Here is a 26,444-nt window from a genome sequence, read left to right as displayed (position 1 = left end):
AATATTTTACTTTATTTTTTAAAAAAATAAAGTATTAAAATATTTAAAAACCTGGACGATGTTTGGTCCAGGAAACTTAGGCAACTAAGTGTTGAATATTAGAATAAGTTTTCTTACGAGAAGAAAAGAAGGTGTAAATTGCAAAACTAATAATGCCCATCATTATCTCAACATCAGCTATGTTAAAAGTTCCTGAATTAGCACTAAAAGTAAAGTAAAAGACATCTTTAACATGTGTTTGAAAAATAAAGCGATCGATCATATTTCCAGCAACTCCAGCTAAAATATTACCTAAAATTATTCCTCCGCCATAACCTAAATTGCGCCAAATTAAAGGGCTAATTAAGACTACGGTGCAAAAGACAACACTTAATCCTTGAATTAAAAATTGATTTCTTGTCTTAACTAATGTAACTCCTCCATGCCAAATACTTCTGATTCCTAAAAATCCGTACACTGGTCATTGATTAGGGTCATTTGGTCAAATGCTTTCAGCTCATACAAAGCTTCCATCATGTGTTACAACATATAATCGATCATTAATTCAGACTTTATCATCATTTATAACAGAACCATGTTCAAATAATAAGGTTTTAGTCAATTGGTCAAACAAAAATAAGATTAAAAATGAAACAAATAAAACTAAATATATACCAAGAATTTTATATTTATTTGCCTTAATATAATTAAGGTTTCTATCTAATCTATGTTTCAAGTGCTTCATGACATTTCTCACATATATCATTTTTAATAGTATTTGGTTCAAAATGATTTCAACATCTTAAACATTTTAAAGATTCAAATTTTTGCACTTTTAATTCTTTGCTGTTAGTTAGTTTACCAACACCAAGTAAAGTTTTAAAATCTAAATCTTGGTAAGCAGTATATTTAGCAAAATCATAACAAAGTTCTAATTCATTAGAACGTTTAACATTACCCATTTTAATTGCATTTTCAATTAATAAATTTACTTGTGACCTAAATTCAAAGAATCCTTGATATTTTTTTAAAATTTCATAGTTAACTGATTGTTGTGATACTGTTTCTAACTTTTCAAGCATTACTGATTCTTCTTTAGTTGCTTTCGGGAAATAACTATAGGCTTCCTCTGCAGTTGTTGGTAAAATTGGTGCTAGTGCAACAATTAAGAATTCAGCAATTTCAAACATATTTGCTAAAATCATTAAACGTTCAGAATCATTAAACTTACGTACATATAAAATATCTTTAGTAACTGATAAATAAAAACTTGATAATTCGACGATATAATTATTGATCAATTTAATTACATTAATAAATTTAAATTGATCATATGCATTTTGTACATTATATTTTAATTCATTAAGTTGTTCTTGAATAAATAAATGTATACCACTTCGTTTAGTATTTGGGTCATATTGGTAATTATGTAAATTGCCAAGTAAAAACCTAATAGTATTACGTATCTTACGGTAAATTTCAGTATTTTGGTCTAAAATGGTGTCAGAAATTGTGACATCATTAGTATACTCACTATTTGCTACTCATAACCTTAAAATATCTGCTCCACGTTTTGAGACCACTTCTAAAGGCGAAATAGTATTTCCTTTTGATTTAGACATTTTTTCACCTTTTTGGTCAAGGGTAAATCCATGTGAGATTAAATTCACATATGGACTAAATCCATTATAAGCTACTGAATTAATTAAAGATGAGTTAAATCACCCACGGTACTGGTCTGACCCTTCTAAGTAAACACTATATGGAGCTTGTGAAAATCCTCCATCAATATCAGTTGCAATTGATGAAACTCCTGAATCAAATCAAACATCCATAATATCCATTTCTTTTTTATAACCTAAATTACGGTATTGCTCAGGCAATAATTCATCAGTGGTTTTTTCTCATCAAACATCAGTACCATATTGACCTACTAAATCAATTACATAATCAAAGATATCTTCTTTAATTACTGGATTGTCATTTTGGTCATAAAAGAAAATTAACGGAACACCTCATGACCTTTGGCGCGAAATAGTTCAGTCATTGCGATTTTCAATCATTTTCGCAATTCGCTTTTTAGCCCACGGAGAATGTGTAATTACATTATTTTCAATTTGGTCTAAAATCTTATCCCTAATTTTATCAATTGAGACAAATCATTGCGGAGTTCCACGGAAAATAATTGGTTTATGGGTTCGTCAATCATGTGGGTATGAGTGTTTAAAGCGTTTGAAATTTAATAAAGCGTCACCAAGAAACTCCGAAATTTGTTTATTAGCATCATCGTAAAATAAACCATCAAATTGGGTATTTGTGTTATAAATATAACCTTTATCTGAAATATGCATAATCATATTTAAATTATTTTGCTTTCCAATTAAAAAGTCATCTTCTCCAAATAATGGTGCAATATGAACAAGACCTGAACCACTCTCAGTAGTAACATGGTGTCCAAGCACAACTTGTGCAACTTGTTTTAAAATTGGAGTTTGATATGAAATATTGCTAATTTCTTTCCCTAAAAACCTTGTAACTACTTCATAAGTTTCTCAGCCAATTGTTCCAGCAACACTACCAACTAATTCACTTGCAATAATATAATATTGATTATTTGCCTTAACTCTTGCATATTCAATATTTTCGCCTAATGCAACAGCAGCATTAGCAATTAAAGTTCATGGAGTTGTTGTCCAAATAATTAAATTATCATCAACTAAAATATTTGAAAAATCTGAGCTTTTTACTTTAAAAGCAACAAAGATTGAGGGAGATACTACATCATGATATTCAACTTCAGATTCAGCTAATGCACTTTGTGAACTTGGTGATCAATAAACTGGTTTTAATGCTTTGTAAACTAAACCATCTAATGCAAATTTCTTAAGCACTTTTAGTTGTTCTACTTCGTATTGTTTATCCATCGTTACATAAATCTTATCCATGTCGGTAAAAATTTGTAATAAACTAAATTGCTCTTTTTGACGAATAATTTGTTCACTTGCATATTGTGCTGCTCGTTTACGCAATGTTAAAACATTCAAATCTTCTTGCTGTAAATTAGCGCCACTTAGCATTTTATGTTCAATAGGTAAACCATGAGTATCTCAACCAAGTACAAAAGGAGAATAAAATCCTTTTAAAGTCTTATAACGCACGATAATATCTTTTAAAATCTTATTGAGTGCATGGCCAATATGAATATCCCCATTTGCATATGGTGGACCATCATGTAAAATAAATTTTTTATTATTTTTATTTTTTAAAATAGCTTTTTGGTAAATTTTTGATTCTAATCAAAAATTTCGGTAACTAGCCTCTTTATTTGTTAAATTAGCCCTCATTTCAAAATTAGTTTGGGGCATGTTTAAAGTTTTTTTATAATCCATAAATAACTCCTTTAATATCAAAATTTATAATATATAAAATTGTTTATATTATATAAGATAATTGTGTTTATTTTAATATTAATCTAAAAAAGTCTATAAATAGATTTATAACAAGGAATAATTCAAAATTGATACAAAAAAAGACCCATTATTTATTTAATAGGTCTTTTAGTCTAAATTATTAAGATTCTTTATAAAACTTTCGGTATTCATCTTGATATCATTTTAAAAGGTTATTTTTAAAATTAATTATAGATTGCCTTCTATCTGATAATCTGTGATATGGAAATTGATTAAATTTAACTATTTTGTCTTTAGGAATCAGGAAAACTCCTCAAGTTCTCCTTGATATTAATCCATGTGGTTCTCTTTGAGGCAAAACAAATGGAATTAAATTAATAATTTGTGAATCTTTGTTTTTAAATGGGATAACAAATTCATGAATATTATTAACAGAAAAACCACTAGAGTCTATTATATAAATATGATTTTGCTCTAAGATCTGATCGATAGGCTGATTGTTTAAATATAATTTTTCAAATGTTTTTTGTATTTCTTCATTAGATGCAACAGCGTTGTTAAAATTATTTAATTCTTTATATCTTTTTATAATAAGATCATCAAAATCTTCTTTATTAGAGATTTGGACATATTTACGATATAAAACTCTTTGATCATTAAGGTCAAAAAATAAAATTAAAAACACTATAAGGCATATGGTTAATATTTTTCAAACTTGTAGGTGTCATGAAAACACCTTCTTTAATATAAGAACGGAACGTTGATGTTAGAGATGTATAAATATTTCAAAGTTCCTTATAAGCTTCATCATATTCCTTATCTTCCTTGTTTGTTTCATCTTTAATATCTGGTTCAGATTCATTATGTTGAATACTAGAGCATGAGTAAGTAAAAAAGGTCATAGAAAGGGGTGTTAAAGTTCCTATGATAAATTTTAATTTATTTTTCATGGCGTACCACATGTGTAACAGCAAGTAAGTCATCAACAGAGTTTTCATATGCAAGAACTTAATATTGATAATGAAATTAATTTACTTTTTTTAAATTTCATGTTTTGTATCCTTTCTTTTTTTACTTATGTAGATTTTTTAGCTATTTTTTCAGAGTTGTTACATAAAAATCTACATTTTAATTATACCAAAGTTTATTCTATTTTTTGAATTTTAGTTTGGTCTAAGGTACTTTACGAAAAATAAATATTACTATCTTAACACATATAAATCTAATATTTTATTGCTTCAATTTCGCACGCCTTAATAACCTTAGAACAATTATATAAATCTACAAATTACTGATAAAAAGGTAAATTATCATAATGAAAAAAGGTTAACATTGTCTTGCTAACCTTTTATAAATAAATTATTGTAATGTTAAGTTTTGGTAAATGAAAAATCGTAATTTTTAATATCTGAAAGTTTATCGATAACTATGTAATGTACCGTTGATGTACCACTTAAAACTTGATCTTCTGCAGCGCTTCTTGAACCTTTTTCTCTAATCTCTACCCATTTATATTGGAGATTAATCAAATTATTTGTTATATCAATTTTTTTAATTCAATATCCAGAATCCTTTACAACTGAACTAGAGGTGTTTGTTACATAGTTCAGACCGTTTATAACTAAGATTGAAGATTTACTAAAATCAATGTTTTTAAAAATATCTTTAATGTTAATGTATTTATCAGAAGATAACTCATCTTGTGAGTTTATTAAACTAAATATATTACTTTTATTAACTTTTATATTTTTTGCTTGCCATTTAGCAATAACCTCTTTTTGAGCATCTCTTAATTTTGCATACTTTGCATCACTATCTTTTTCATCATAATACGTTGTTGGTTTATGATATTCATTGTAAGCATCATTATATTTTTTTATAATTTCTGCATGTTCGTTTTTAAAAGCATCATCAAAAAGAGCACTTTTTTCAATTTCGTCATAGAAAACTGAAGATCATAAGGCATTTTCATAATCAGGTGCACTATTTGGATAGTGAAATCTAACCACTCTTTGACCATCATCTGTTTTTGATTCTGAAAAGTAGGGTTCACTTGTTGTATTAGAACAAGATACTGCAGATAGTGTAGCCAAAGCCAGTGCGGGAATACTGAAAGAGTAAAATAATCTTTTAAGTTTAGTTTTTATTTGCATAAATATCCTTTTTATTATATTTAAAATAATTTAAGATGTTAAATTCTCAAGATATTTTTAACATAAATATTTTATATTCATTAAATTAATATAAATGAAAAACAAATTTCTTGCAGTTTTAAATTTACAAAAAAGAAAATACTAAATCTCTAAATGATAGTATCATTACTATTAACTAAATTTTTTGTCATGATGTTCTTCACTTAATACCTCTTTTAATGTATTTATCAAGATATTTTTTCATTTAATATTTTTTCAGCTGGTTATAATCTGGAATTAATCATTAATTGGTTATTTATAAATTTTGATAATTCTAAGTCTATCTTTTAATTTAAATTTTATTAAAAACAAAATAGTGTTAAAAATTACAAATAAGATAAATTTTATAAAGTTGTTAGAGTACTTCCACTTAAAAAAGCAATTGCTCCAACAATAAAAATAACTGCGAGAAAAATATGGGCATTATATTTAGCTCTTTGCCAGGCAGGTAAATATAAGCGGGCATTTTCGTAAGTTACATTTTTACGGCTAGGATTATTTAACTTATATTCATGTAATTGTTTTTCTTTATACTCTTTTATCTTGCGACGGGTATAATTATGCATTGCAAGGCAAATAATTGCAAAAATAATAAATGAAACGGCTAGTAAAATTGCAACTGTTGAATCAATTTTTAAACTACGTTCGCCACTATAAAAAGGATTAGGGTTACTTGATCTAGTAGCTTGTTGAAAATATGTCATAATATTAATATTATAACATAAATGAAAAACATACCAATTAGACAGGGAAAAAATATTCGGACAAAATCCGAATATTTTTAATATAAAGAAAAAGAGGTAGTTATGAGACATTTAAAGACTAAAGAATGAATCAAAATTTTTGACTTATACGATAAATATTTGAACCTGGGAATAACCAAGTCAGAATTTGAAAATTTATGTTTTGATATCAGAAAAGTATACTGAAATAAAGAATCAATGAGAAATATGTTAAAGAAAAGAAAACTGTATAATTTAAATATGAACATAGAATCACAAAGCGGTAAATCACCTAAGAAAGATAAAGGAGTTGGGAGAAAGAAAAAGAAAGTTCTCGATTATACATGAATTGATACTCTTAAAGATGATGAAAAAGATGCAGTTATAAAATACTACTATCGAATTTTTAATGAAAATAATATTGATGCAGATATCTCAAAGATAAAGAAAATCAAGAATCTTTCACATACTAAAAAATCTAAAATGATATGTGTTTCAAGATCTACATATTACGAGAAATTGAAAGATAACAACAAGACTAAAGAACTAAAGGTTAAACACAAAGAAATAATTTTTCAAAGTTTTGTCGAAAATAAAGAAAGGTATGGACGAAGGAGACTTGCTAAATATATTTTCCAAGAATATAATATTCAAATAAATCCTAGAACCCTAGGAAATTATATGAAAAAACTGAATTTGAAAACATTTGTTAGACAAAAACGTAAAACTAAAGAATCTAAAAATACTAGTGTTAAAGTACCTGATTTAGTAAAAAGAGATTATAATTCAAGCAACAATAATATATATGCAACAGACGTGACCTATATACCAGCACCAAAAGATATTGAACAGAATCATATTTATTTATCTGCAATTATTGATCATAAAACTAAGTTTGTGACCTATGAATTATCACTTAGAAATGATACTGAACTAATTTTGAATAATATCACCAATACAAAATTCAAAAATAATTTTATTTTACATTCTGACCATGGATCTGCTTATTCTTCGCTTGAATATACTAAGAAAATAAAATCACTAAAAGGTAAAATATCAATGTCAAGAATTGGTAATAGTCTTGACAATCGTGAAATTGAGTATTTCTTCTCAATTCTTAAAAGTGAAATTTTCCCAAATTTTGATCAAACCTGTAAAAGACTTACTTTTATTGAATTATCACAAAAAATCAAAGAATTTATAAACTGATATAATTATAAAAGAATAAGATAAAAAAACCTTCCCCAAAGCATTCCGTTTGGCTTAGCCAAATGGTATGGTTGGGGAAGGTAAAACCGTCCGAAAAAAATTTCCCAGTTTAAATATGGTATGTTTTTATATATTTAGGTAGTATTTAAATTTTATAGTACTTTTCCAACTAAGGTAGCTTGTTCAACTGAAGATCCAGTGTTTTCTAAAACAACTGTAGTTTTTGCACTTTCAGAAAGGGCAACAACAATAACATCAGTTTTGGCAATACCATTAGCTTTTAAAACATCTAAATCAACAGTAGAAATTTTATCACCTTTTGATACAACTTGGTCTACCTCAACGTGTGATGTAAATCCAAGTCCATCCAGTTTAACAGTATCAACACCAATATGAATTAGTAATGATAATGCTCCACATGTTGACACGATGCCAAAGGCATGTTTAGTTGGGTAGGCTACAGTAATTTTACCATCAATTGGTGCATAAACATCAACTTTACCTGTTTCACCAACTTGGATAGCAAATCCATCTCCTAGTAGTTTGTCAGAGAATACTCCGTCTTGAACTGCACTAATATCAACTAATTTACCTTTTGAAGGACTATATAATTTTATTTCATTACATCGATCTTCAGTTTTTTCTTCAACAACTGGTGCTGGAGATTGAGATCTAAGTAGTGAAATTTGTGATTTAATTTTTGCGTTTAATTGTTCAGCAACTGGACCCATAATTGCTTGTACGTGGTTTGCACCTTCGACTTTAATAGCAACTGCTCCAGCAGCTTTTAGTTTTTCTTCTGATACTTTAGATAAATCTTTAATATCATATCTTAATCTTGAAGCACAGTTGTTAAATGCAACAATATTATCTACTCCACCATAACCTTCAACAATAGCAGCAACTTGTGGATCTACTGTTGTCTTATCTTCAGTTTTTTCTGCAGTTTTACCATCTTTTTTGTTTAGGTAGTCTTTTTTAGTAAATAATCTTACTGTTTTTCCGCGACCTGGGGTTTCAAGGTTTTGTCATTTGATAATAAATAAGAATCCAAAGAAGTAAATTGGTACATAAGCAATACCAACAAGAAGTGGTCATCAGAAGTTTGTTCCTTTTTGAACTGGAACAATTCCATATAATAACATATCTAATGCTCCACCACTAAATGCCATTGGAATATGCACACCAAGTAAGTTAGCTAATCAGAATGAAATAGCCATCATAACAGCGTGGAATCCTCAGAATAATAATGGTGATAAGAATAAGAATGTGAATTCAATTGGTTCTGTAACACCTGTTACAAATGAAGTAAGTGCAGCAGGGAACACAGTACCAATTGCTACTTTACGGTTTTCTTTTGGAGCGGCTCACACCATAGCAGCTGCAGCAGCTGGTAGTCCAAACATCATTCCTGAGAATTTACCATCGGCAAATCTACCAATTTTCATTCCATTATTTTGTAAGAATGTAAACAATGGAATTGCAAACTTTTTACCATCAGCGGTATAGTCAATAAAGTTTCCGTATTTAAGAAGTTTTAAGGCAGCTGTTGAGTCACCTTGGAATGCTGCTTTATCTAAGTTATAATCCTTTAAAATAGCAGCTGTATTTTCACCAGCAACAACTACAGTTCCAGCAGCTTTAAGACCAGATTCAATAGTTGCACCAGCATCTCCCCCAACTGATGTATATCATAATGGAGAGTAGAATACGTGGTGTAATCCAAATGGAATTAATGATCTTTCGATGTACCCAAAAATTAGGGAATCAAATCCATATGGAGTTCTGCCTAATGCGGCACCTAATTTGTTAAGAATAATACCCACTCATGGTCAGAAAATTAAGAATACAATTGCAAGCAAAGCCATTGCAGGAATAGTTACTAATGCAACAAATCTCTTTCCTCCAAAGAATGAAATAATTTGAGGTAATTGAATTGTGTGGAATTTATTGTATAAATATTGTACAATCATTCCAACTGCAATACCACCAAAAACAGAGGTTTGAAGTGAGGTAAATCCTAATGTTTTACCTACGATTTTAACAAGTTCACTTTTACTACGCCCAGCTCCCTCAAACAAGATAACAACTTGAGGTTGTTTGTCTGGAGTCTGAGATTCAGTAATAAATACTTGTTGAACAGCAACGAATATTAAGTAACCAATAATCGTTGCAAAGACCGCAACACCGGCTTCATCAGTAAAGGCTATAACAAAAGCAATAGCAAATAAAACTGGTAATGCAGCAAACACTGGGTCACCTAAAGTTTGGATAAATTCACCAAATTTCTTAGCACCTTCTGCTGTACTGTTACTTGCGATAGCAGCACCAACACCAAGGAACAATCCAGCAATTGACATAACTGAAATAGGTAACATAAATGCGCCAGAAATTTTAGATAAAATTTGGCGTAAATTACCTTTTTTAGAATTATCACTAGCTTTAGCTGACTTTGATTTAAAAAGTCCTGTGATTGACATTTCTTTTTCCTTTCGTAATTAAAATTCGATATTTGAAATTGTGTAAATATATAAGCATACTCAGATATATATATATATTTACCTTAAAATTATACCACACCCTAGTTTAAAAACATTAAAGCAAAAAATAAATTATTTTTGGATATATAAAAAGTTGGCATTTCCTATTGCCAACTTTAAATTTATATTACTAAAACTAATTAAGTTTTTCTTGAATTAAATCAATTACGCTCTTAATTGTAGTTAAAGATAATAATTCTAGATCGCTAATTGAAATATTAAATTCTTCTTCTGCTTCAATAATAACTTCTGCTAAATCTAGTGAATCTATTTTTAAATCTTTAATAAAATCATGTTCACTAACTTTCTTTTTAGTCAAAGATTCAAATTTTGCGATAATTTTGTCTCTTGTATTCATATGCTAATTATACTCTAAAACGGGATTTCATAACTTTTTGATTCAACTAAGGTTTGTCCATCCATTAATTTAAAATAAAGTGTTATAGTTTTTTTACTCTGGTTAATTGTATAGTCAAACAAAATTTCACCTTTGAAAGAGTCAACACGATATAAAATATGTCTAAATAGTCTTGAAGCAAATCCTTGATCTAAAATTACATTTCCGCTTTGGTCATATTTTTTCGTATACTCAATTTCTTTTTGTAAAATTTGCGGAAAAATTGAACGTTTTGCTTTTGGTGGATTAATAGGATCATTACCAGGTTCTTTTTCTTCTAAACGCGGCTCTTTTGGTGTTTCATCATTAGATTTCCTTTGAGTAGTAATAATAACATAACCTAAAGATCCCACCAAGATGGCTCCTGATACAAATAATAAAATCTTAGCTTTTGAGCCTAGTTTACTCATTGCGACGTTTCCTAATTTGATAATCTTCAATAGTTCATTCAGTCGATCGATTAAAATGCATATTATTAATTTCTTCCAAAGTTATTTTATATGAGTATTCTCTTTCAAGTACCCGTTCAGATTCCACAATTTCTAAATATCGGCTTTTATCTGGCTTAGGTTGATCTTCAGGATTTTTTTCACCATTATTGTAGACACTAACTAAGTCATTAAATAAATGAAAACTAAGTACATATTCATATCTAGGTGTAACTTTTTCAGGTATTTCTAAAATCTTTTTAGCATTTATGCTTGATGAACTTTTCACAATTGTTCCATTAATATAATCAGGAGCAAGATAATCATCAATATGGAAAGTAACCGTTCAAACCGAATCATCATCAACTTGTGCTTTTGTTGAAATAGCAATATTTGGATCTTTTTCAATTACATTAGGCATTCTAAAATAAGGATTTTCAACCAATAGTTGAATATCATCACTTTTCGGAAATAATTCCTTAATTTCTTTACGCAAAGGATCAGAATAATATACCATCGATCCAATTTGAGTAATCTTAGTATTTTTTACAATATCATTTCAAAGAAAAATAATATGGAAATATTTACGTTGAATTGTCAATTTACCATTGTTTAAAAAATAAACATAGGCAAAAGGTTTTTTGATCTTTTGAGTTTTATTACTAGTTAATACTCTTTTATCACTATTTTTGTTCACTTTATCATAAAGAATGATATATTGTCCAACTTCTTTAAGTTCATCATTCAAAAAAGCAATTTCAAGGTTTTTTAAGTTTTCTGCCTCTTTAGTGAATTCTTTTACAGTATTGTTAAAGTCAATTAATGCCTTTTTGTTTGTAACAAAACGACCAACTTCTTTAGAGTTGATACGAAGTGTGTAGCCTTTAATTAATTTATTAGTATCTAAATTCTTAGGTTCAAAAAAGACGTGTGGCGCCTTTAATCCAGGACTATAAGAAACTTCAAGTTCAAAGTTTACTTCTCACTCGTGCTTGTTTTTAACATCACGATCATTCCAAAAGATAGTTGAAGTAAAATTATCACCTAAAACAAAATTCTCATCTGAGCTACTTGAATTCTCTCGTTGCTCATAACTGTAGTTATAGTAATACAAGATAATAACTCGCAAATTCTAAAACTGCAGTTTTTTTCTTTTTATAAAAGGTGGTTTTTGAGAAATGTTTTAAATATCATTCGGTCATATCTTTGGTTTCGTTGTTTAAATAACAATTTTTTAATAATCAAGCTGATTCAGCACTCATATAAGATAGTATTAATTGAATAAAATCTTCCTTATTCTTTAATTTTTCCTCCAAATAACCTAAACCTTCTTCGATATTTTTATCATTTGGAAAAAATCTTAATTCGAGTTTTGTTCTGATAAGTTGTTTCTTGATTAAATCTTTGTATTCTAAGTATGTTGCGAATAATTCTCTAAGTAATTTACACATTTGTGCGTAAAAATCCTTGTCTTCCATTTCTTTCATCATAAGTTTTTTTGCATCTAAAATATTCTTGTCGAGCATTGTTTACCTCTTTACATTTTTCTATTAATATTTTAAATAAATCTTGCCAAAAAAACTGAAAAAGGAAAAATGGCCAGTTTTTCCCGGGGAATTTTTAAAAATTAGTATGATTTAGCAAAAACAACGTATCTACGGGTTGCTTTGTCACACTCAGGATTAATACAATTTTTGAGACTTTTCTTCTCCATAACTTGTTTTTTTAACAAAATACAACGAGCACTAGCTCCAGTTTCTTCTTTAATCAGTTCTTCAACTGTATCAGAACAACAAAATGGTGCAACTACAAAGTTTTGAGCAGCAATTTCTTTTTTGAAGTCTTCATAATTATCAACATGTTTGGTTTTATCCTCCAAACGTTTTTTGGCTTCAAGATATAAATTTTCTTGAATCTCTTCTAATAAAACACCAACACGCTTCTTAACATCTGCAAGGTCAACTAATTCTTTTTGTAAAGTATCTCTTCTGATTAATTGCACTTTATTTTGTTCAAGGTCCCTTGGACCAATTTCAACACGTAATGGGACACCTTGAATTTCACTATTAGATGCTTTAAAGCCTGGATTTTTATTTGAAGAATCTAAGTTAACTCTATACAATCTTCCTAAATCTATACTTAATTTCTTTGCAACTTCAGATACTTTTGGATCTTTAGCCGCAAATAATTCTAAAACATCTACTTGCACAGGAGCAACCCGTGGTGGAATAATAATTCCCCGATTATCGCCATGAGTCATAATCAATGCACCAATTAAACGAGTGGTCATTCCTCATGAAGTTTGATAAACAAAGTTTTCTTGGTTTTCTTTATTTTTAAAACTAATTTTATAAGCTTTTGCAAAATTTTGAGCTAAATAATGGCTAGTTCCAGATTGCAATGCTTTCCCATCTTTCATCATTGCTTCAATGGTGTAAGTACTTAAAGCACCAGCAAACTTCTCTTTATGAGTTTTTTTACCTAAAATAGTTGGAATAGCTAAATATTTTTTTAAGAATTTAGCATATAACTTAATCATTTCACGAACTAAAATTCTAGCTTCCATTGCTTCTGAATGACAAGAATGCCCTTCTTGTCATAAGAATTCACGCGAACGCAAAAATGGGTTAGTGGTTTTTTCTCACCGCACAACGTTTGCCCATTGGTTATATACCAATGGCAAATCATTATACGATTTAATTGAGTTTTTAAATAAATCGGCGAATAATACCTCTGAAGTCGGTCTGATAAATAATTTTTCACTAAGTTCTTTTTCGCCAACATGTGTAACTGTTGCTAACTCAGGATTAAAACCAGCAATATGTTCTTTTTCTAAATTGAACAAACTTTCAGGTATTAAAAGCGGTAAATATACGTTTTGAATTCCTTTCTTTTTAAATAATTTATTTAAGTTTTCTTGAATTAATTCTCAAATCCCATATGAATTAGGTTTGAAAATTAATGAACCCTTGGTTGGACCATAAGCAATTAAATTACCATTTTTGACAACATCTGTGTATCATCTGGCAAAATCTTGTTCCATTGGGGTTATCTTCTCAAGTTCTTTTTGGCTTTTCATATACTTTAATTATAATATAATTATAAAAAAATATAAAAAAACACCGCTTTTTAAGCGATGATATGGCTGCCCCAGTTAGATTCGAACTAACGCATGTCGGAACCAAAACCCGATGCCTTACCGCTTGGCTATGGGGCAATAATGGTGGGGGGAGAGGGATTCGAACCCCCGAATCCTAAGAAAGTGGGTTACAGCCACCCGCATTTGGCCGCTTTGCTATCCCCCCAGATTTGCTTATTAATTATACACACTTTTTAAAAAAAACAAATTTATTTTTTATTTTTTATTTTTAAGGTATAATATTTTAGACAAGAAATAGGAGTATAGTTCAACGGTAGAACAACGGGCTTCAACCCCGTGTGTTGTGGGTTCGAATCCTGCTACTCCTGCCAATAATAACCCTTTTAATAAATGATATTCCCCTTCATTTATTAAAAGGGTTTTATTAATCTTTAATATATAATATTTAATTATGAATAAAAAGTATAAATTTGGTTTTATTGGAACAGGAGCCTATGGCTCAGCAATTGCAAATGTTTTAGTGAACAATCGCATACCTGTCTTAATGTATGGTATTGATAATAATGAAATTAATGATATTAATCAAGGATTAAATACAAAATATTTTAAAGATCAAACTTTTAAATATCCTGAGTTGATTCAAGCAACTGACTCATTAGAAAAATTAATTGATGATTGTGATTCATTAGTTTTAGCTGTTCCTTCGTTTGCGATTGCAAACGTGCTAGAACAATTACAAAATTTGAGACCAAAAGAAAAGTTTAATTTAATTAATTTAGCTAAGGGATTTGAAAAAACTACAAAAATGTTTTTTTCAAGTTTTATCCAGGAAAAAATGAAAGATAATTTAGGTAATTTTGCAACAATTCTAGGACCTTCATTTGCTCCTGAGTTATTTAATGGCTCAAACACAATTGTAAATGTAATTAGTCCTAGCCCTGCTTATGCTAAATATTTAAGCGAACAGTTTAATAATAAATATTTTAAATTAGTAGTTTTTGAAGATCATTTTGCTGCCGAATTATTTGCTTCTTTGAAGAATGTTTTAGCGATAGGTTGCGGAATTTTGCATGCCTTAAATGACTCACATAATACACATGCTGCTTTTTTAACTAGCGGATTAATGGAAATGCTCGAAATTTATAAAACAATTGCTAGGCAAAAGAAATATAAAGCAATCTTAAATTATTCAACCATAGGCGATACAATCCTTACATGCTTCTCCCAAAAAAGCCGCAATTTCTCTTACGGAAAAGCCATTGCGGAGCATGGGTTATTAGAAGCTAATAAATTATTTAAAGGAACTATTGAGGGTAAGGAAGCGGCCATTGTTTTAGTTGAAATAATAGGCGCTTATAAATTAGATACTGTAGTCTTTAAATTAATTATTGGAATTTTATCTGGTAAATTAAATCCTAAAAATATTAATAAGTTTATTAATTAATATTAATAATAGTGTAAAATATAAAAATATACTTATAATATTATACATTTTAAACAATAAGGAGAAATGGAGAAACAATGTTTAAACATAAATTTAATGCAGAAAAAAACGAAGTTTTAGTAACCTTAAATTGAGACCGTAAAGATTTTGATTTAAAATTACAAAAATCTCTAGATATTGCTGTAAAAACAATCAAAGTTCCAGGTTATAGACCAGGGAAAGCACCAAAGGAAAAATTATTACAAAGAGTTGATATGCTTGCAGTGCAAGATCAAATTATTAGAGAATATGTTAATTCAAAGTGAACAGATTTAACTAAGTACTTAAGTGATAAAAAATTACAAGTTCTTAAATATATTTTAGGATTAAGTATTGGTAAAGAATCAAACGAAAAGGAATTGCATCTTGAAGTGCATTTACCAGTAATTCCATCATTTGATGATGTTAACTTTGCGAAAGTTGCTGCAAAACTAGAATTACCTAAAGTAACAAAAGAAATGGTTAAAGATGATATTACACATTTTACCAGCCATTTAACATCAAAAACTGAAGTTACAGATAAAAATGCTAAAACACAATTAAGAGATACTGTTGATTTAGATTTTAAAGGATTTATTGATGATGTAGCCTTTGAAGGTGGTGAAGCAACTCACTATGAATTAGAATTAGGTTCAAATTCATTTATTAAAGGTTTTGAAGAACAATTATTAAATAAAAAAGCAGGTTATGAGGGTGAAGTAAATGTCCAATTCCCTAAAACTTATTTTGTTAAAGAATATGCTGGAAAAGATGCTGTATTTAATGTTAAAATTCACAAAATCCTAAGACAAAGTACTTTAGGTCTTGATGATAGTATTTTTGAAAAACTTGGTAATAAAAATGTTAAAAACTTAAAAGACTTTCAAAAACTTACTGAACTCAAATTAAACCTTGAAGGTTTATCTCAAAACTTAACTAAATATGTTGAAGAATTAGCTTTTGAAGCTTATAAACAATCTAAAATAAAACTAAACAAAATCTTTTATGAACAAGAAATCAATAAACTTAAAAATGAGTTTAATAAAAACCTTGAACAATTCGGAATTAAAAAACGTGAATATATTTCATTGCTAAAAACTTCTGAAAAAGCTATTGATGATGAAATTAATGCAACAGCTGAAAAAACTACAGCCATAAATTACTTAAGATCAAAAATGCTTAATAACTTCACTTTAGATTCACAAGCAGCAAAAGAAAAATACAAAGACAAAATTGCATTTTATGCAAGTGAACAAGAAGCACAAAATATCTCTGAATTTTTAGTTCATAATATTGAATTATTCAAACATATTGGTAAAGAAAAAGAAGCAAAAGATGTTGAAGAATTTATAGCTAAAAAAATTGCTAAATAAAAATTAAAAAGCTTAATAATTAGTATTAAGCTTTTTTTATTAAAAAACTAGCTTTACAGCTAGAAAATTATAGGATTTATATTTTTAATATGAAAAATTTATATCAAAAAAATATTTTTGGTGCACTATACAGGGCTTGAACCTGCGACCTTTTGATTACGAGTCAAATGCTCTGCCAACTGAGCTAATAGTGCATAAATAAACCTTTTAAATGGTTTTTTTAATTTTGGTCATATAATATGATATGGTACATCATACAGGGCTTGAACCTGCGACCCGCTGGTTAAGAGCCAGCTGCTCTGCCAACTGAGCTAATGATGCATTTTAATTATAGCAGATTTTAATCTTAAACCAAATTATTTATAGATACTTATAATTGCTTGTTTGGGATCAACAATTGCTCCTGCCATGAAATCGTCATATTCAACTTGAGTTGCATTACTTTCGGGTAATACTAAAACAATTGCATCTGTGTTAATGCCTTTATCTCGCAATTTATTTAAATCCACTTTAACTAATGCATCACCTTCGCGCACTTCTTTACCTTCTTCAACTAAGGCTTCAAAAGCTTCTGGCAGGCTTAAAGATTCAATCCCTAAACTAACAAGTACCTTAACATCTTCCTTAGTTTTTAAAACATAGGAATTTAATGATGGAAAAATTAAATCTAAAACTCCTGATATAGGTGCTTTAATAATTATATATTGCAATGAATTGCTAAATTCAATTGCAAAACCTTCACCAAGACTATGATAATCATAGTTGTAATGCGATACATCTGCAAGAGATTTAATTTTACCTTCAAAAATAGGGAATACTTTTGTGATAGTTATTGCTTTCTTTTTTTTCTTAATTAAGTTGCTAAAAATACCCATAAAACCTCCAAATATTCTTATTATTTTACACATTTATTTATTTTATAGAAGCAAAAAAATATAAAAACAAGCCGTTATTACGGCTTGAAAAAGATGGTCACACATGAAATGGAGCGGGTGAAGGGAATCGAACCCTCATAGTCAGCTTGGAAGGCTGAAGTTCTGCCATTAAACTACACCCGCATTATTAATTCATTAATATTATAGCAGAAAAATATTTAAATACTAATGAAAATTTTGATTTTTTTTTGGTGGCCCCGGCAGGAATCGAACCAGCGACACACAGAGCTTCAATCTGTTGCTCTACCAACTGAGCTACAGGGCCAAAAATGGCGGTCCAGACGGGGATCGAACCCGCGTTCTCCTCCGTGACAGGGAGGCGTATTAACCACTTTACCACTGGACCTTATGGTTGCGGAGACAGGACTCGAACCTATGACCTCCGGGTTATGAGCCCGGCGAGCTACCAAACTGCTCCACTCCGCGATATATAAATAAAATAATGGTGGCGGGTGATGAGGGATTTGAACCCCCGCGGGCCGTGAAGCCCCTGCTAGTTTTCAAGACTAGTCCCTTCAGCCAGACTTGGGTAATCACCCATTATTTTTGGTGGACCTAACAGGATTCGAACCTGTAACCGACCGGTTATGAGCCGGTTGCTCTAACCGTTGAGCTATAGGTCCAAAATTGAATTAATATTTATGGTAGCACCGAAGAGAGTTGAACTCTTGACCTTCCGGGTATGAACCGGATGCTCTAACCAACTGAGCTACAGTGCCATATATGGTGGAGAGTATGGGATTCGAACCCACCACCTCCTGCGTGCAAGGCAGGCGCTCTAGCCAAATGAGCTAACCCCCCATAAATGGTGAAGAAGACAGGATTTGAACCTGCGACCACTACAGCCCAAATGTAGTGCTCTACCAAGCTGAGCTACTTCTCCGTTATTTTTAGGCTTTATAATTATACAATAGTTCTTAAAAAACGTAAATATTTTTTTATATTTTTTAATTATGTTTTTTGTAAGTTAGTTGCAGGTTATTATATTATTAATTTTAACATAAGTTATAAAAAACAGCAATAAATTACAATGTTTTTTGGAAAAGTCACTTGCGAGATATTAACAAAATAATTGTCTTTTAATTTTAACATAATTTTTATATAAAAAATGTATGAGAAAACAGAAAACACGGCAGTGTTTTCTCGTCGGTTTTGCTTACTTTTGCCAAAAGTAAGGCCCCTTTGATTGCAATCAAAGGCGGGGGATTAAAAAAATTTTAGGTTATCTTATATTTCCGGACAACTTGCCGATAGTTATTTATTTTTTCCATCATATAATCAATTTCTTGCTGAGAGTATTTATCTAAGCTTTTTCCTTTGGGAATGTAATACCTAATTAAGCGGTGCATATTTTCTATTGAACCTTTTTGTCATGAACTATATGGTTGGCATTTAAATAATCTTTCAGTTGGAATGACCTGGTACAATAAGACATTTTCACTACCATTATCAACTGTTAAAGTTTTAATGTCTAAGTTGTGTTTCTTGATTAGTTTGATAAGAGTTTGTTTTATAGCTTTGGAGTTGCGTTTTGAGAGCATAGCATAAGAAATTCTGGTTTGCCGTTCAATTATGGTTACAATACAATATGTATCATTGATTTTACCAATAACGGTGTCTAATTCAAAATGGCCGTGTTCAGAGCGATCATTAATATAAGCTGGACGTTTTGAAATTTCTGTAGCATATTTTAATGTTTTAGGTTTGGTTTGCTTCTTCTTCCTTATGCCATATTTGCCTTCAGATTTTTTAACAATATGGTCAAAATCAAGGAAATAAGGGTATTTTTTAATTATTTTATAAATTGTACTAGGTGAAGGAGCAAATTCATCAGGGGATAATTTTTTAAAAGAATTCACAAGATAGGTAACTGATTTCTTAACTTCTTTTTGCTGCAAATTATTTTTATTTCTATTTTTATTGTATGTATTAAGCTCACTATACCAATATTTTCTGTAGGTCTTTCATTTCTCTTTAATTGCATCACTTACAAAAAAGAGTCTCGAAAACGAATAGCCTAATAAATGTTCATATAGTTTGCTAAAATTAAGGGTTTTAACACGCATTACCCTTTTTGAACACTTAGGACAAACATAGCGATTTTGTTTATCTAAACTAAGTGGTCTGCGATTTGTAATAATTTTAATTTTGCTTTTTATACTTCGAATGTCTCTGTTAAAAATCTTGGCTACTTCTTGGATTGAGAAGCCTTCAGAAAGTTCTTGTAAAATATTATAAAGTTGTTCTAGATAGATTTGATCTGATCGTAATTTTCGATGCGACTCAAGAGCCCCTTGCATTTTCAAGATAGTATTATGATTCTCTTCGATTTTAAAATGTTGATATTTATTTTCTTTTCGATATTTGTCAAAAACACAAATATATTTTTCTAAATTTTTCATATAATTTTAAAGTCTCCTTTCATTTTTTTAAAATTTATTAATACAACTATTTTATTACAAGGCAGACAAAAACAATGTCACATGCAAAAAAACTTGCATGTGACATTTCCATTTAATAATTTAGGAATCTTCTAAAAAAATACTCTAAAGTATAATTAAATGCAACTTATTTGCTTTAAATACAGCTGAAGAAATAATTTATTGGGATCATATAATATGATAAAAGTAATTTAATCAGTATTATTATTAATGAATATATTTTTGTTTTAACAAACGGATAAAGATTCTGCTTCTTATTAATAATAAAGAAAGTGAAATTTCTCCTACAGTTTGTTGCAATAAAACCTCAACAATAATATTAATTTACTAAAATTAATAAAAAAATATTCAAGGCAGTGCCTTGAATATGAAGATCAATAAAATTATTATTAAAGGTTAGATCAATTAAACAAGTTCGATAATTGCCATACGTGTGCTATCACCTTGACGACGAGGTAATCTGATAATTCTGGTGTATCCACCATTTCTATCTTTGTATTTTGGTGCAATAGTGTCAAATAAATATTTTAAAAGTTCTTTTTCTTCACCTTTGGTATTTACAGTAAGTTTACGTAAGTATCCAGCAACCATACGACGGTTTGCTAATGTAGGGTTTTTTGCTTTTTGAATCATTTTTTCTGCATGTCTTCTTACTTCTTTAGCTCTTGTTAAAGTAGTAATGATTGTTCCGTTTGCATAAAGTTCACTAACAAGTGAACGCATTACACCAGTTCTTCATTTTGTATCACGTGAATAGATTTGTGTAGGATTTGCCATATTATTCTTCTTCCTCTCCTTGTGCTAATTCATAACCATGTTCTCTAAGTTTTTCTACAATTTCGTCAATTGATTTACGACCTAAATTCTTAGTACCTTCAAGTTGTTCAATAGTTAACAAAGCAACTTGACTTATTTTTCTTTTACCAATTTTCTTAAGGGCATTCAGCGAACGAACTGATAAACCTAATTGTGTAATATCTAAATCATCACTAACTGGTTGTGCTTCTTCTTTCACTGCTTCATCAAAAATCTTAATTTCTTGCATATTTTCAACATCACCAATAACTTGGAACATTCCAATTAAGATTTTTGAACCTTGAGCAATCACTTCTTTAGCATTAATAGTTCCATCTGTAATGACTGAGAATTGTAATTCTTCTTCAATTTTCGGTGAAGAAGAGTTTAGTTCTCTAGTAGAATATCATGCTTTTAAAACTGGTGAAAAGTCTGAATCAACTGCGATAAATTCTGCTTGATTTCGAACACTAATATCAGATAAAGTTGCTAATTTATCTTTAACTTCTGCATCAAGAATATAGTTTTTGTTTTCAGAAAATGACATAAAGCCACGACCAACTCTTAAATACATTTCAATATTTAAAACAGCTTCTTTGCTTGTTTCAGCAACAAAAACACTTTCATCAACAACTCTAATTCCAGGATGGTTAATTTCAATTAATTGTGCAGTTAATTTACCTGGTTCTAAAGAACGTAAACTAACTTTTATAATTTCATCATCAGAAACATATTCAGGGTCATAAGTAAAACGTACCTTACGCAGGTTCATAATGATTGACGGAACATCTTGGATAACACCATCAATAGTGCTAAATTCATGTTGAACTCCAGCAATTCGAACACAGAAAGGTGCCAAGTTAGTAATATTTGATAAAATTACTCTACGCAGAGCAACACCTAAAGTATTACCAAATCCTCTTTCTAATCCTGATAAAGTAAATGTTACTTCGTTTCTATTTAATTCTTTATATTCAAATTTTTCTTTGTATGATAAAGGTTGAAATTTCTTCATATTTGATTCCTTAAATGGTTATTAGTTATTTACGAGCACGTTCACGTTTTAAGATACGTTTTGGTGGTCTTGTACCGTTATGCGGAATTGGTGTAACATCTTTAATTTCAGTAATTGTAATCCCTGATACTTCGATTTGTTTTCTAGCAGCATCTTTACCTGCTCCTAGTCCTTTTAACTCAACTTTAACTGATTTCATACCGTGTTCTTTAGCAGCTTCAGCTGCTGCTGCTGCTGCTAAACCTGCTGCATAAGGGGTTTTCTTTTTAGTTCCTTTGTAACCAATAGCTCCTGATGAACTCCAAGCAATAACATTACCTTTTTCATCAGCAAATGTAACAATAGTATTTTGATTTGATGAGTGGATGTGTGCCACACCATTAACTATATTTTTTTTCTTAGTTTTACGAGCCATTATTATTTACCTTTCTTTCCAGCAACAGTTTTTCTAGGACCTTTACGTGTACGAGCGTTCTTTTGAGTTGATTGTCCACGTACTGGCAACCCTTTACGGTGTCTAATTCCACGGTAACACTTAATTTCCATTAAGCGTTTAATATTTAAAGTTGTTTCTCTACGTAAATCACCTTCGGTTAAGTAAGCTTTTGCTTCTTCACGAATTCTTGATAATTCTTCTTCAGTTAAATCATGAACTCTTGAATTTTCATTAATGTTTGCTTTTTTGCAAATTTCTTGCGCTAATGATTTTCCAATACCATAAATGTATGTTAAAGAAATAACAATACGTTTATTATTTGGAATTTCGACGTTTAAAATTCTAGCCATAATATACTCCCTTCTTAACCTTGTCTTTGTTTGTGTTTAGGCTGCACACAAATTACCCGGTTTACACCTTTTCTTTTAATCATTTTACAGTCTTTGCACATTCTTTTTACACTTGCTCTAACTTTCATTTATACTCCTTAATTTATTTGTGACGGTAGACAATTCTGCCCTGAGTTAAATCATATGGGCTTAATTCTACATCCACAGTATCACCAGGTAAAATTCTTATGTGGTGTACCCTCATTTTACCTGAAATATGAGCTTTAATAATTGCTCCGTTATCTTCAAGCTCAACAGTATATAAATCTGTTGTGTGAGCCTCTTTAACAGTAGCTTTAAATTTTATTGCATCTTTTGCCAAATTAAATTCCTTTCGTAAGAACAATTCCTTTGCCATCTTTAATTAAAACTGTATGTTCATAGTGGGCTGTATTTTTACCATCTATGCTAACCGCAGTTCACCCATCTGCAAGAATCTTAATTCCTTTACTTTGGGTTATCATTGGTTCAATACAAATTACCATGCCATCTTTAAGTAAGGGCCCAGTGTTTTTTTTACCATCATTAGGTACATACGGATCTTCATGTAATTCTAAACCAATGCCATGGCCTGAAAATTCTTCTGGTGTATATAAATTGTTCTTTTTAATATATTGACCGATAGCTGCTGAAATATCGCCAACCCGAGCACCTTTTTTAATGGCTTTTAAGCCAGCTTCAAAAGCACCTTTGGCTACTTCAATTAGTTTTAAATCAGTTTCTGTTACATTACCAACTGGTTTAGTAAATGCACTATCGCTATTATAACCTTCTCATAGACAACCTAGGTCAACACTAACTAAGTCTCCATCCTTAACTTTATAATTTGATGGGATTCCATGGATCAATTCATGATTAACAGATATACAAGCTGTTGCAGGAAAGCCATATAAACCTAAGAAAGCTGGTTTAGCTCCCCTTTTAATAATTTCTTTAAAAGCTAATTGATCAATGTCTTTTAAAGAAACCCCTGGTCTTATAAAGTCTCAAATAATTTGTTTAACTTCTGCCAAGATTTGACAACTTTTAGTAATTTTTCTAATTTGCTGTTCGTTTTTAATTGTTATTGCCATTATAGCCCTCCAAAAAGTAGAATATGAAAAAAGATACTTAACTAAAAGTATCTTTATTTTACCACATTATTAAATTAATTCTAATACTTTTTGAGAAACTTCATCCGGGCTTAAAGTAGCTGAAATATTGATGAAATGACCTTGATTTTGATAAAAATCTAATAGAGGTTTTGTTTGCTCTTCGTAGATCTTTAAACGATTATTAATTTTATCTGGTTTGTCATCTTCACGAATAATTAATTCTTGATTATCTAGATCACAAAGTCCACTAACTTTAGGGGGTTTAAAACTTATATGGTAACTTGTCCCACATTTTTTACACAACCTGCGACCACTTAAACGCTCGATAATGACTTCATTTGGAACATCTAATTTAATAATTTTAAAGGAAAAATCTTGTTGTTGATTTAGAAATTCAGCTTGTTCTTTCGTGCGAGGATACCCATCTAAAATAAAGTATTTACCTTCTGCTTTAAATTTATTAATTGCATTTAAAACAATGTTATTAGTGACTGAATCTGGGACATAACCACCAGAATTAACATAATATTCAACTTGTTTGCCAAGTTCCGTTTGATTCTTTATTTCATTACGAAAAATATTTCCAGTTGATAAATGTACTAAATTTGTTTGATTTGCAAGAATTGAGGCCACTGTACCTTTTCCTGCACCTGGAGCTCCCATAAAAATTAAATTTGTTTTTACCATAAAAGTCCTTCATTTTTATTAATGTTATTTTCATCATCATTAGCTAATTCTAAGTTTTTATATGTTTGGTGTTTAGCTAACGAAAGTTTATTTGATTTATTACGTGCTTTTAATTGACCAACTGTTTCCAATGCTGTTGAAACTAAAATCATTAGACTAGTACCACCAAAGGCAATACTTTGTGGTAAAATTCCGGTCATTGTTTGCACAAATTGCATACTTGCTAAAATTACTAAGTAAAATGATGAAAAAACACTTAATCTAAAGACAACTGCAATTAAATAATCTTGTGTATCTTCTCCGGGTCTAAGGCCTGGGATATAAGTAGAATTCTTAGTAAAGTCTTCAGCTACTTTATCTACTTTTGATTGTTGAATACCCATAATTAATGAGAAGAAAAATACGATTCCAACTAAAAGTCCAAAACCTACTGGTGAAGTGAATTGCATGTTAAGGTCAATTCATTGCTTTGCTGCATTAGTTTGCGGCAAGATATTTGCAATCATTGATGGAAATGATAAAACCATCATTGCAAAAATAATAGGCATAATTCCACCTGGATTTAGCTTAATTGGTAATTTACCAATTTCTTTTTTATTTTTAGATCTTCCAGCCCCAACTTGTTGAATTGGAATATGTCTTTCTGCTACATACACAATAGCAATAATTAAAAGAACAACTAAATATGTAAAAACATATGAAATAAAGCTTAAGATATCTCCAACAATATTTTGACTTTTTAAATCACCAATATAGTAAACAAAAGCAGATTGGAATTGGAATGGTAATCTTGCAGCGATTCCTGTAAAAATTATTAAAGAAGTTCCATTACCAATTCCTTTATTTGTGATTTGCTCGCTAATAAAAAGAGCAAATAATGAAGCGGCAGTTAAGATCATTGGCACTAAGAAATAAACAATAGTAGTTTCAGAAAAAATATCTGTTCCGGTAATTTGGATAAAACTTGAGCGTAAATTTCCTGATGATAATGATCTTGTTAAAAATACAGCTTGTGGATAAGCTATCACAAGAGTGATAAAACGTGTCATAATGTTGATCTTACGCCTACCTTGTGGTCCTGATTGACTCATCTTATGAATTGGTGGTACAAGTTTTGATTGTAAAACCATCATAATTAAGGATGCATTAATAAAGGGACTAATCCCTAGGGCGAACATTGAAAATTGGCGCAGCCCTCCTCCACCAATTAAATTTAAAGTATTTAAAAATGAATTATCATTAATTTGGTTAATATTTGAAAGTTTGATAAATGGTGCGGTAATTGTCGTGCCAGTTATAAAAATTATTAATAAGAAAAATGTGAAAATCCCCTTTTTTCAAAGTTCTTTACGTGATCAAAAATCTTTCCATTTATTATTAAATTTATAAAATAACTTTGATAAAGAGAGTGTTAAATTTTGCAATTTTACTCCTAACTATTTAAATATATCTCTATTATATTAAAAAAATGATATTTTCGAAATATTAAAATAACAAAATAAAAGCCACTGAATTACAAATATTTAAGTCTATATATGAATCTTGCCTAAATAGAGCATATTTAACTAAAATATGGTATAAATTATTTATAAAATAATTTATATTTATTATTAGTAAACTCAATTAATTGGTAAGTTTATAGATATATTATAATTTTGTAGTAATAACAATATTAATGTAATTAATAAAAATTTTAAAATTTAATATCACTCTTTCATTATTTATAAATAGTAAATGCATTTATTGGTTATATTATATATATTGGAAATTAGCACACATTGAAATAAAAACTTAGGTTAAAGTAAGATCATTAATACTATAAAAAATAATTAAATAAATA

At 29.5% G+C, this 26,444-nt stretch carries 26 protein-coding genes and 14 tRNA genes; 4 read left to right on the top strand and 36 right to left on the bottom strand.

Annotated elements, in window-relative coordinates; all coding sequences use genetic code 4:
- Positions 1-76 precede the first annotated feature (76 nt).
- The 6 genes from AC0B4T_RS00985 to AC0B4T_RS00960 all read right to left on the bottom strand — a co-directional run bounded on the left by AC0B4T_RS00985 (position 77) and on the right by AC0B4T_RS00960 (position 6,285).
- A complete protein-coding gene (locus tag AC0B4T_RS00985) occupies positions 77-715 on the bottom strand; it encodes a signal peptidase II (protein ID WP_465102748.1) in 639 nt (212 codons plus the stop codon).
- Entirely contained in the window at positions 705-3,368 is a 2,664-nt protein-coding gene (gene ileS, locus AC0B4T_RS00980; RefSeq protein WP_465102747.1) for an isoleucine--tRNA ligase, read from the bottom strand. Before ileS ends, AC0B4T_RS00985 begins: the two co-directional genes overlap by 11 nt.
- Positions 3,369-3,549: 181 nt before the next feature.
- On the bottom strand, positions 3,550-4,074 hold the full coding sequence (locus AC0B4T_RS00975) for a hypothetical protein (protein ID WP_465102746.1): 525 nt from the start codon (positions 4,072-4,074) through the stop codon (positions 3,550-3,552).
- Complete coding sequence (locus tag AC0B4T_RS00970) at positions 4,046-4,339, bottom strand: hypothetical protein (protein WP_465102745.1); 294 nt, start codon at positions 4,337-4,339, stop codon at positions 4,046-4,048. Before AC0B4T_RS00970 ends, AC0B4T_RS00975 begins: the two co-directional genes overlap by 29 nt.
- Before the next feature lie 420 nt (positions 4,340-4,759).
- Positions 4,760-5,542 (bottom strand): hypothetical protein, encoded by a 783-nt coding sequence (locus AC0B4T_RS00965; protein WP_465102744.1) that lies wholly within the window; start codon positions 5,540-5,542, stop codon positions 4,760-4,762.
- Between the two features lie 383 nt (positions 5,543-5,925).
- Positions 5,926-6,285: a hypothetical protein gene (locus AC0B4T_RS00960; protein WP_465102545.1), complete on the bottom strand. Its 360-nt coding sequence runs from the start codon at positions 6,283-6,285 to the stop codon at positions 5,926-5,928.
- A gap of 102 nt (positions 6,286-6,387) precedes the next feature.
- Here AC0B4T_RS00960 and AC0B4T_RS00955 point away from each other — a divergent pair, with 102 nt between their 5' ends.
- Positions 6,388-7,536 (top strand): IS3 family transposase, encoded by a 1,149-nt coding sequence (locus tag AC0B4T_RS00955; RefSeq protein ID WP_465102743.1) that lies wholly within the window; start codon positions 6,388-6,390, stop codon positions 7,534-7,536.
- Between the two features lie 128 nt (positions 7,537-7,664).
- On the opposite strand, the gene AC0B4T_RS00950 is transcribed toward AC0B4T_RS00955, so the two are convergent.
- From AC0B4T_RS00950 to AC0B4T_RS00915, 8 genes are all read right to left on the bottom strand, one after another.
- The gene (locus AC0B4T_RS00950; protein ID WP_465102742.1) at positions 7,665-9,992 is read right to left on the bottom strand and encodes a PTS sugar transporter subunit IIABC; all 2,328 of its coding nucleotides are present in this window, start codon (positions 9,990-9,992) and stop codon (positions 7,665-7,667) included.
- Between the two features lie 196 nt (positions 9,993-10,188).
- Positions 10,189-10,410: a phosphopantetheine-binding protein gene (locus AC0B4T_RS00945; RefSeq protein ID WP_465102547.1), complete on the bottom strand. Its 222-nt coding sequence runs from the start codon at positions 10,408-10,410 to the stop codon at positions 10,189-10,191.
- Positions 10,411-10,424: 14 nt separating this feature from the next.
- Positions 10,425-10,859 carry an MHO_1590 family protein gene (locus AC0B4T_RS00940; protein ID WP_465102741.1) on the bottom strand — a complete coding sequence of 145 codons (435 nt, stop codon included), beginning with the start codon at positions 10,857-10,859 and terminating at the stop codon, positions 10,425-10,427.
- Entirely contained in the window at positions 10,852-11,991 is a 1,140-nt protein-coding gene (locus AC0B4T_RS00935) for a hypothetical protein (protein ID WP_465102740.1), read from the bottom strand. Before AC0B4T_RS00935 ends, AC0B4T_RS00940 begins: the two co-directional genes overlap by 8 nt.
- Entirely contained in the window at positions 11,978-12,403 is a 426-nt protein-coding gene (locus AC0B4T_RS00930) for an MG284/MPN403 family protein (RefSeq protein WP_465101198.1), read from the bottom strand. Before AC0B4T_RS00930 ends, AC0B4T_RS00935 begins: the two co-directional genes overlap by 14 nt.
- 101 nt (positions 12,404-12,504) lie before the next feature.
- On the bottom strand, positions 12,505-13,956 hold the full coding sequence (gene proS / locus AC0B4T_RS00925) for a proline--tRNA ligase (protein ID WP_465102739.1): 1,452 nt from the start codon (positions 13,954-13,956) through the stop codon (positions 12,505-12,507).
- A 63-nt stretch (positions 13,957-14,019) separates the two neighbouring features.
- Positions 14,020-14,094 (bottom strand) — tRNA-Gln (locus tag AC0B4T_RS00920).
- Positions 14,095-14,098: 4 nt separating this feature from the next.
- Positions 14,099-14,182, bottom strand: a tRNA-Tyr gene (locus AC0B4T_RS00915).
- A 91-nt stretch (positions 14,183-14,273) separates the two neighbouring features.
- On the opposite strand from AC0B4T_RS00915, the gene AC0B4T_RS00910 reads away from it, so the two are divergent.
- From AC0B4T_RS00910 to tig, 3 genes are all read left to right on the top strand, one after another.
- A tRNA-Trp gene (locus AC0B4T_RS00910) sits at positions 14,274-14,348 on the top strand.
- Between the two features lie 80 nt (positions 14,349-14,428).
- The gene (locus AC0B4T_RS00905; protein WP_465102738.1) at positions 14,429-15,421 is read left to right on the top strand and encodes an NAD(P)H-dependent glycerol-3-phosphate dehydrogenase; all 993 of its coding nucleotides are present in this window, start codon (positions 14,429-14,431) and stop codon (positions 15,419-15,421) included.
- 77 nt (positions 15,422-15,498) lie between these two features.
- Positions 15,499-16,812: a trigger factor gene (gene tig / locus AC0B4T_RS00900; RefSeq protein WP_465102737.1), complete on the top strand. Its 1,314-nt coding sequence runs from the start codon at positions 15,499-15,501 to the stop codon at positions 16,810-16,812.
- Positions 16,813-16,930: 118 nt separating this feature from the next.
- Here the strand turns inward: tig and AC0B4T_RS00895 are convergent.
- From AC0B4T_RS00895 to secY, 22 genes are all read right to left on the bottom strand, one after another.
- Positions 16,931-17,006 (bottom strand) — tRNA-Thr (locus tag AC0B4T_RS00895).
- A gap of 51 nt (positions 17,007-17,057) precedes the next feature.
- Positions 17,058-17,133 (bottom strand) — tRNA-Lys (locus tag AC0B4T_RS00890).
- 35 nt (positions 17,134-17,168) lie between these two features.
- Complete coding sequence (locus AC0B4T_RS00885; RefSeq protein WP_465102736.1) at positions 17,169-17,687, bottom strand: PTS glucose transporter subunit IIA; 519 nt, start codon at positions 17,685-17,687, stop codon at positions 17,169-17,171.
- Between the two features lie 109 nt (positions 17,688-17,796).
- Positions 17,797-17,870, bottom strand: a tRNA-Gly gene (locus tag AC0B4T_RS00880).
- A gap of 66 nt (positions 17,871-17,936) precedes the next feature.
- Positions 17,937-18,012, bottom strand: a tRNA-Phe gene (locus tag AC0B4T_RS00875).
- 5 nt (positions 18,013-18,017) lie between these two features.
- A tRNA-Asp gene (locus AC0B4T_RS00870) sits at positions 18,018-18,093 on the bottom strand.
- A 3-nt stretch (positions 18,094-18,096) separates the two neighbouring features.
- Positions 18,097-18,173 (bottom strand) — tRNA-Met (locus tag AC0B4T_RS00865).
- Between the two features lie 20 nt (positions 18,174-18,193).
- A tRNA-Ser gene (locus AC0B4T_RS00860) sits at positions 18,194-18,286 on the bottom strand.
- Positions 18,287-18,294: 8 nt separating this feature from the next.
- Positions 18,295-18,370, bottom strand: a tRNA-Ile gene (locus AC0B4T_RS00855).
- A gap of 19 nt (positions 18,371-18,389) precedes the next feature.
- Positions 18,390-18,466, bottom strand: a tRNA-Met gene (locus AC0B4T_RS00850).
- A 5-nt stretch (positions 18,467-18,471) separates the two neighbouring features.
- A tRNA-Ala gene (locus tag AC0B4T_RS00845) sits at positions 18,472-18,548 on the bottom strand.
- Positions 18,549-18,553: 5 nt separating this feature from the next.
- A tRNA-Pro gene (locus AC0B4T_RS00840) sits at positions 18,554-18,630 on the bottom strand.
- A gap of 334 nt (positions 18,631-18,964) precedes the next feature.
- Entirely contained in the window at positions 18,965-20,149 is a 1,185-nt protein-coding gene (locus AC0B4T_RS00835; RefSeq protein WP_465102735.1) for an IS30 family transposase, read from the bottom strand.
- A 444-nt stretch (positions 20,150-20,593) separates the two neighbouring features.
- On the bottom strand, positions 20,594-20,965 hold the full coding sequence (gene rplQ / locus AC0B4T_RS00830; protein ID WP_465101216.1) for a 50S ribosomal protein L17: 372 nt from the start codon (positions 20,963-20,965) through the stop codon (positions 20,594-20,596).
- A gap of 1 nt (position 20,966) precedes the next feature.
- Complete coding sequence (locus AC0B4T_RS00825; protein WP_465102734.1) at positions 20,967-21,998, bottom strand: DNA-directed RNA polymerase subunit alpha; 1,032 nt, start codon at positions 21,996-21,998, stop codon at positions 20,967-20,969.
- A gap of 25 nt (positions 21,999-22,023) precedes the next feature.
- Entirely contained in the window at positions 22,024-22,413 is a 390-nt protein-coding gene (gene rpsK / locus AC0B4T_RS00820) for a 30S ribosomal protein S11 (RefSeq protein ID WP_465101214.1), read from the bottom strand.
- 2 nt (positions 22,414-22,415) lie between these two features.
- A complete protein-coding gene (gene rpsM, locus AC0B4T_RS00815) occupies positions 22,416-22,784 on the bottom strand; it encodes a 30S ribosomal protein S13 (protein WP_465101213.1) in 369 nt (122 codons plus the stop codon).
- 14 nt (positions 22,785-22,798) lie between these two features.
- Positions 22,799-22,912 carry a 50S ribosomal protein L36 gene (gene rpmJ, locus AC0B4T_RS00810; protein WP_004794374.1) on the bottom strand — a complete coding sequence of 38 codons (114 nt, stop codon included), beginning with the start codon at positions 22,910-22,912 and terminating at the stop codon, positions 22,799-22,801.
- A 14-nt stretch (positions 22,913-22,926) separates the two neighbouring features.
- Positions 22,927-23,145 (bottom strand): translation initiation factor IF-1, encoded by a 219-nt coding sequence (gene infA / locus AC0B4T_RS00805; protein WP_465101212.1) that lies wholly within the window; start codon positions 23,143-23,145, stop codon positions 22,927-22,929.
- 1 nt (position 23,146) lies between these two features.
- Positions 23,147-23,896 carry a type I methionyl aminopeptidase gene (map, locus tag AC0B4T_RS00800; protein WP_465102733.1) on the bottom strand — a complete coding sequence of 250 codons (750 nt, stop codon included), beginning with the start codon at positions 23,894-23,896 and terminating at the stop codon, positions 23,147-23,149.
- Between the two features lie 69 nt (positions 23,897-23,965).
- Positions 23,966-24,604, bottom strand: a complete 639-nt coding sequence (locus tag AC0B4T_RS00795) for an adenylate kinase family protein (RefSeq protein WP_465101210.1) — start codon at positions 24,602-24,604, stop codon at positions 23,966-23,968.
- Positions 24,598-26,028 carry a preprotein translocase subunit SecY gene (gene secY, locus AC0B4T_RS00790; protein WP_465101888.1) on the bottom strand — a complete coding sequence of 477 codons (1,431 nt, stop codon included), beginning with the start codon at positions 26,026-26,028 and terminating at the stop codon, positions 24,598-24,600. The genes AC0B4T_RS00795 and secY overlap by 7 nt, the downstream gene beginning before the upstream one ends.
- Between the last annotated feature and the right edge of the window lie 416 nt (positions 26,029-26,444).

The sequence above is a fragment of the Mycoplasma sp. 10961 genome (assembly GCF_055523525.1).
The sequence above is the reverse complement of the archived record's forward strand: the minus strand, read 5'-3'. Positions and strand labels throughout refer to the sequence as shown.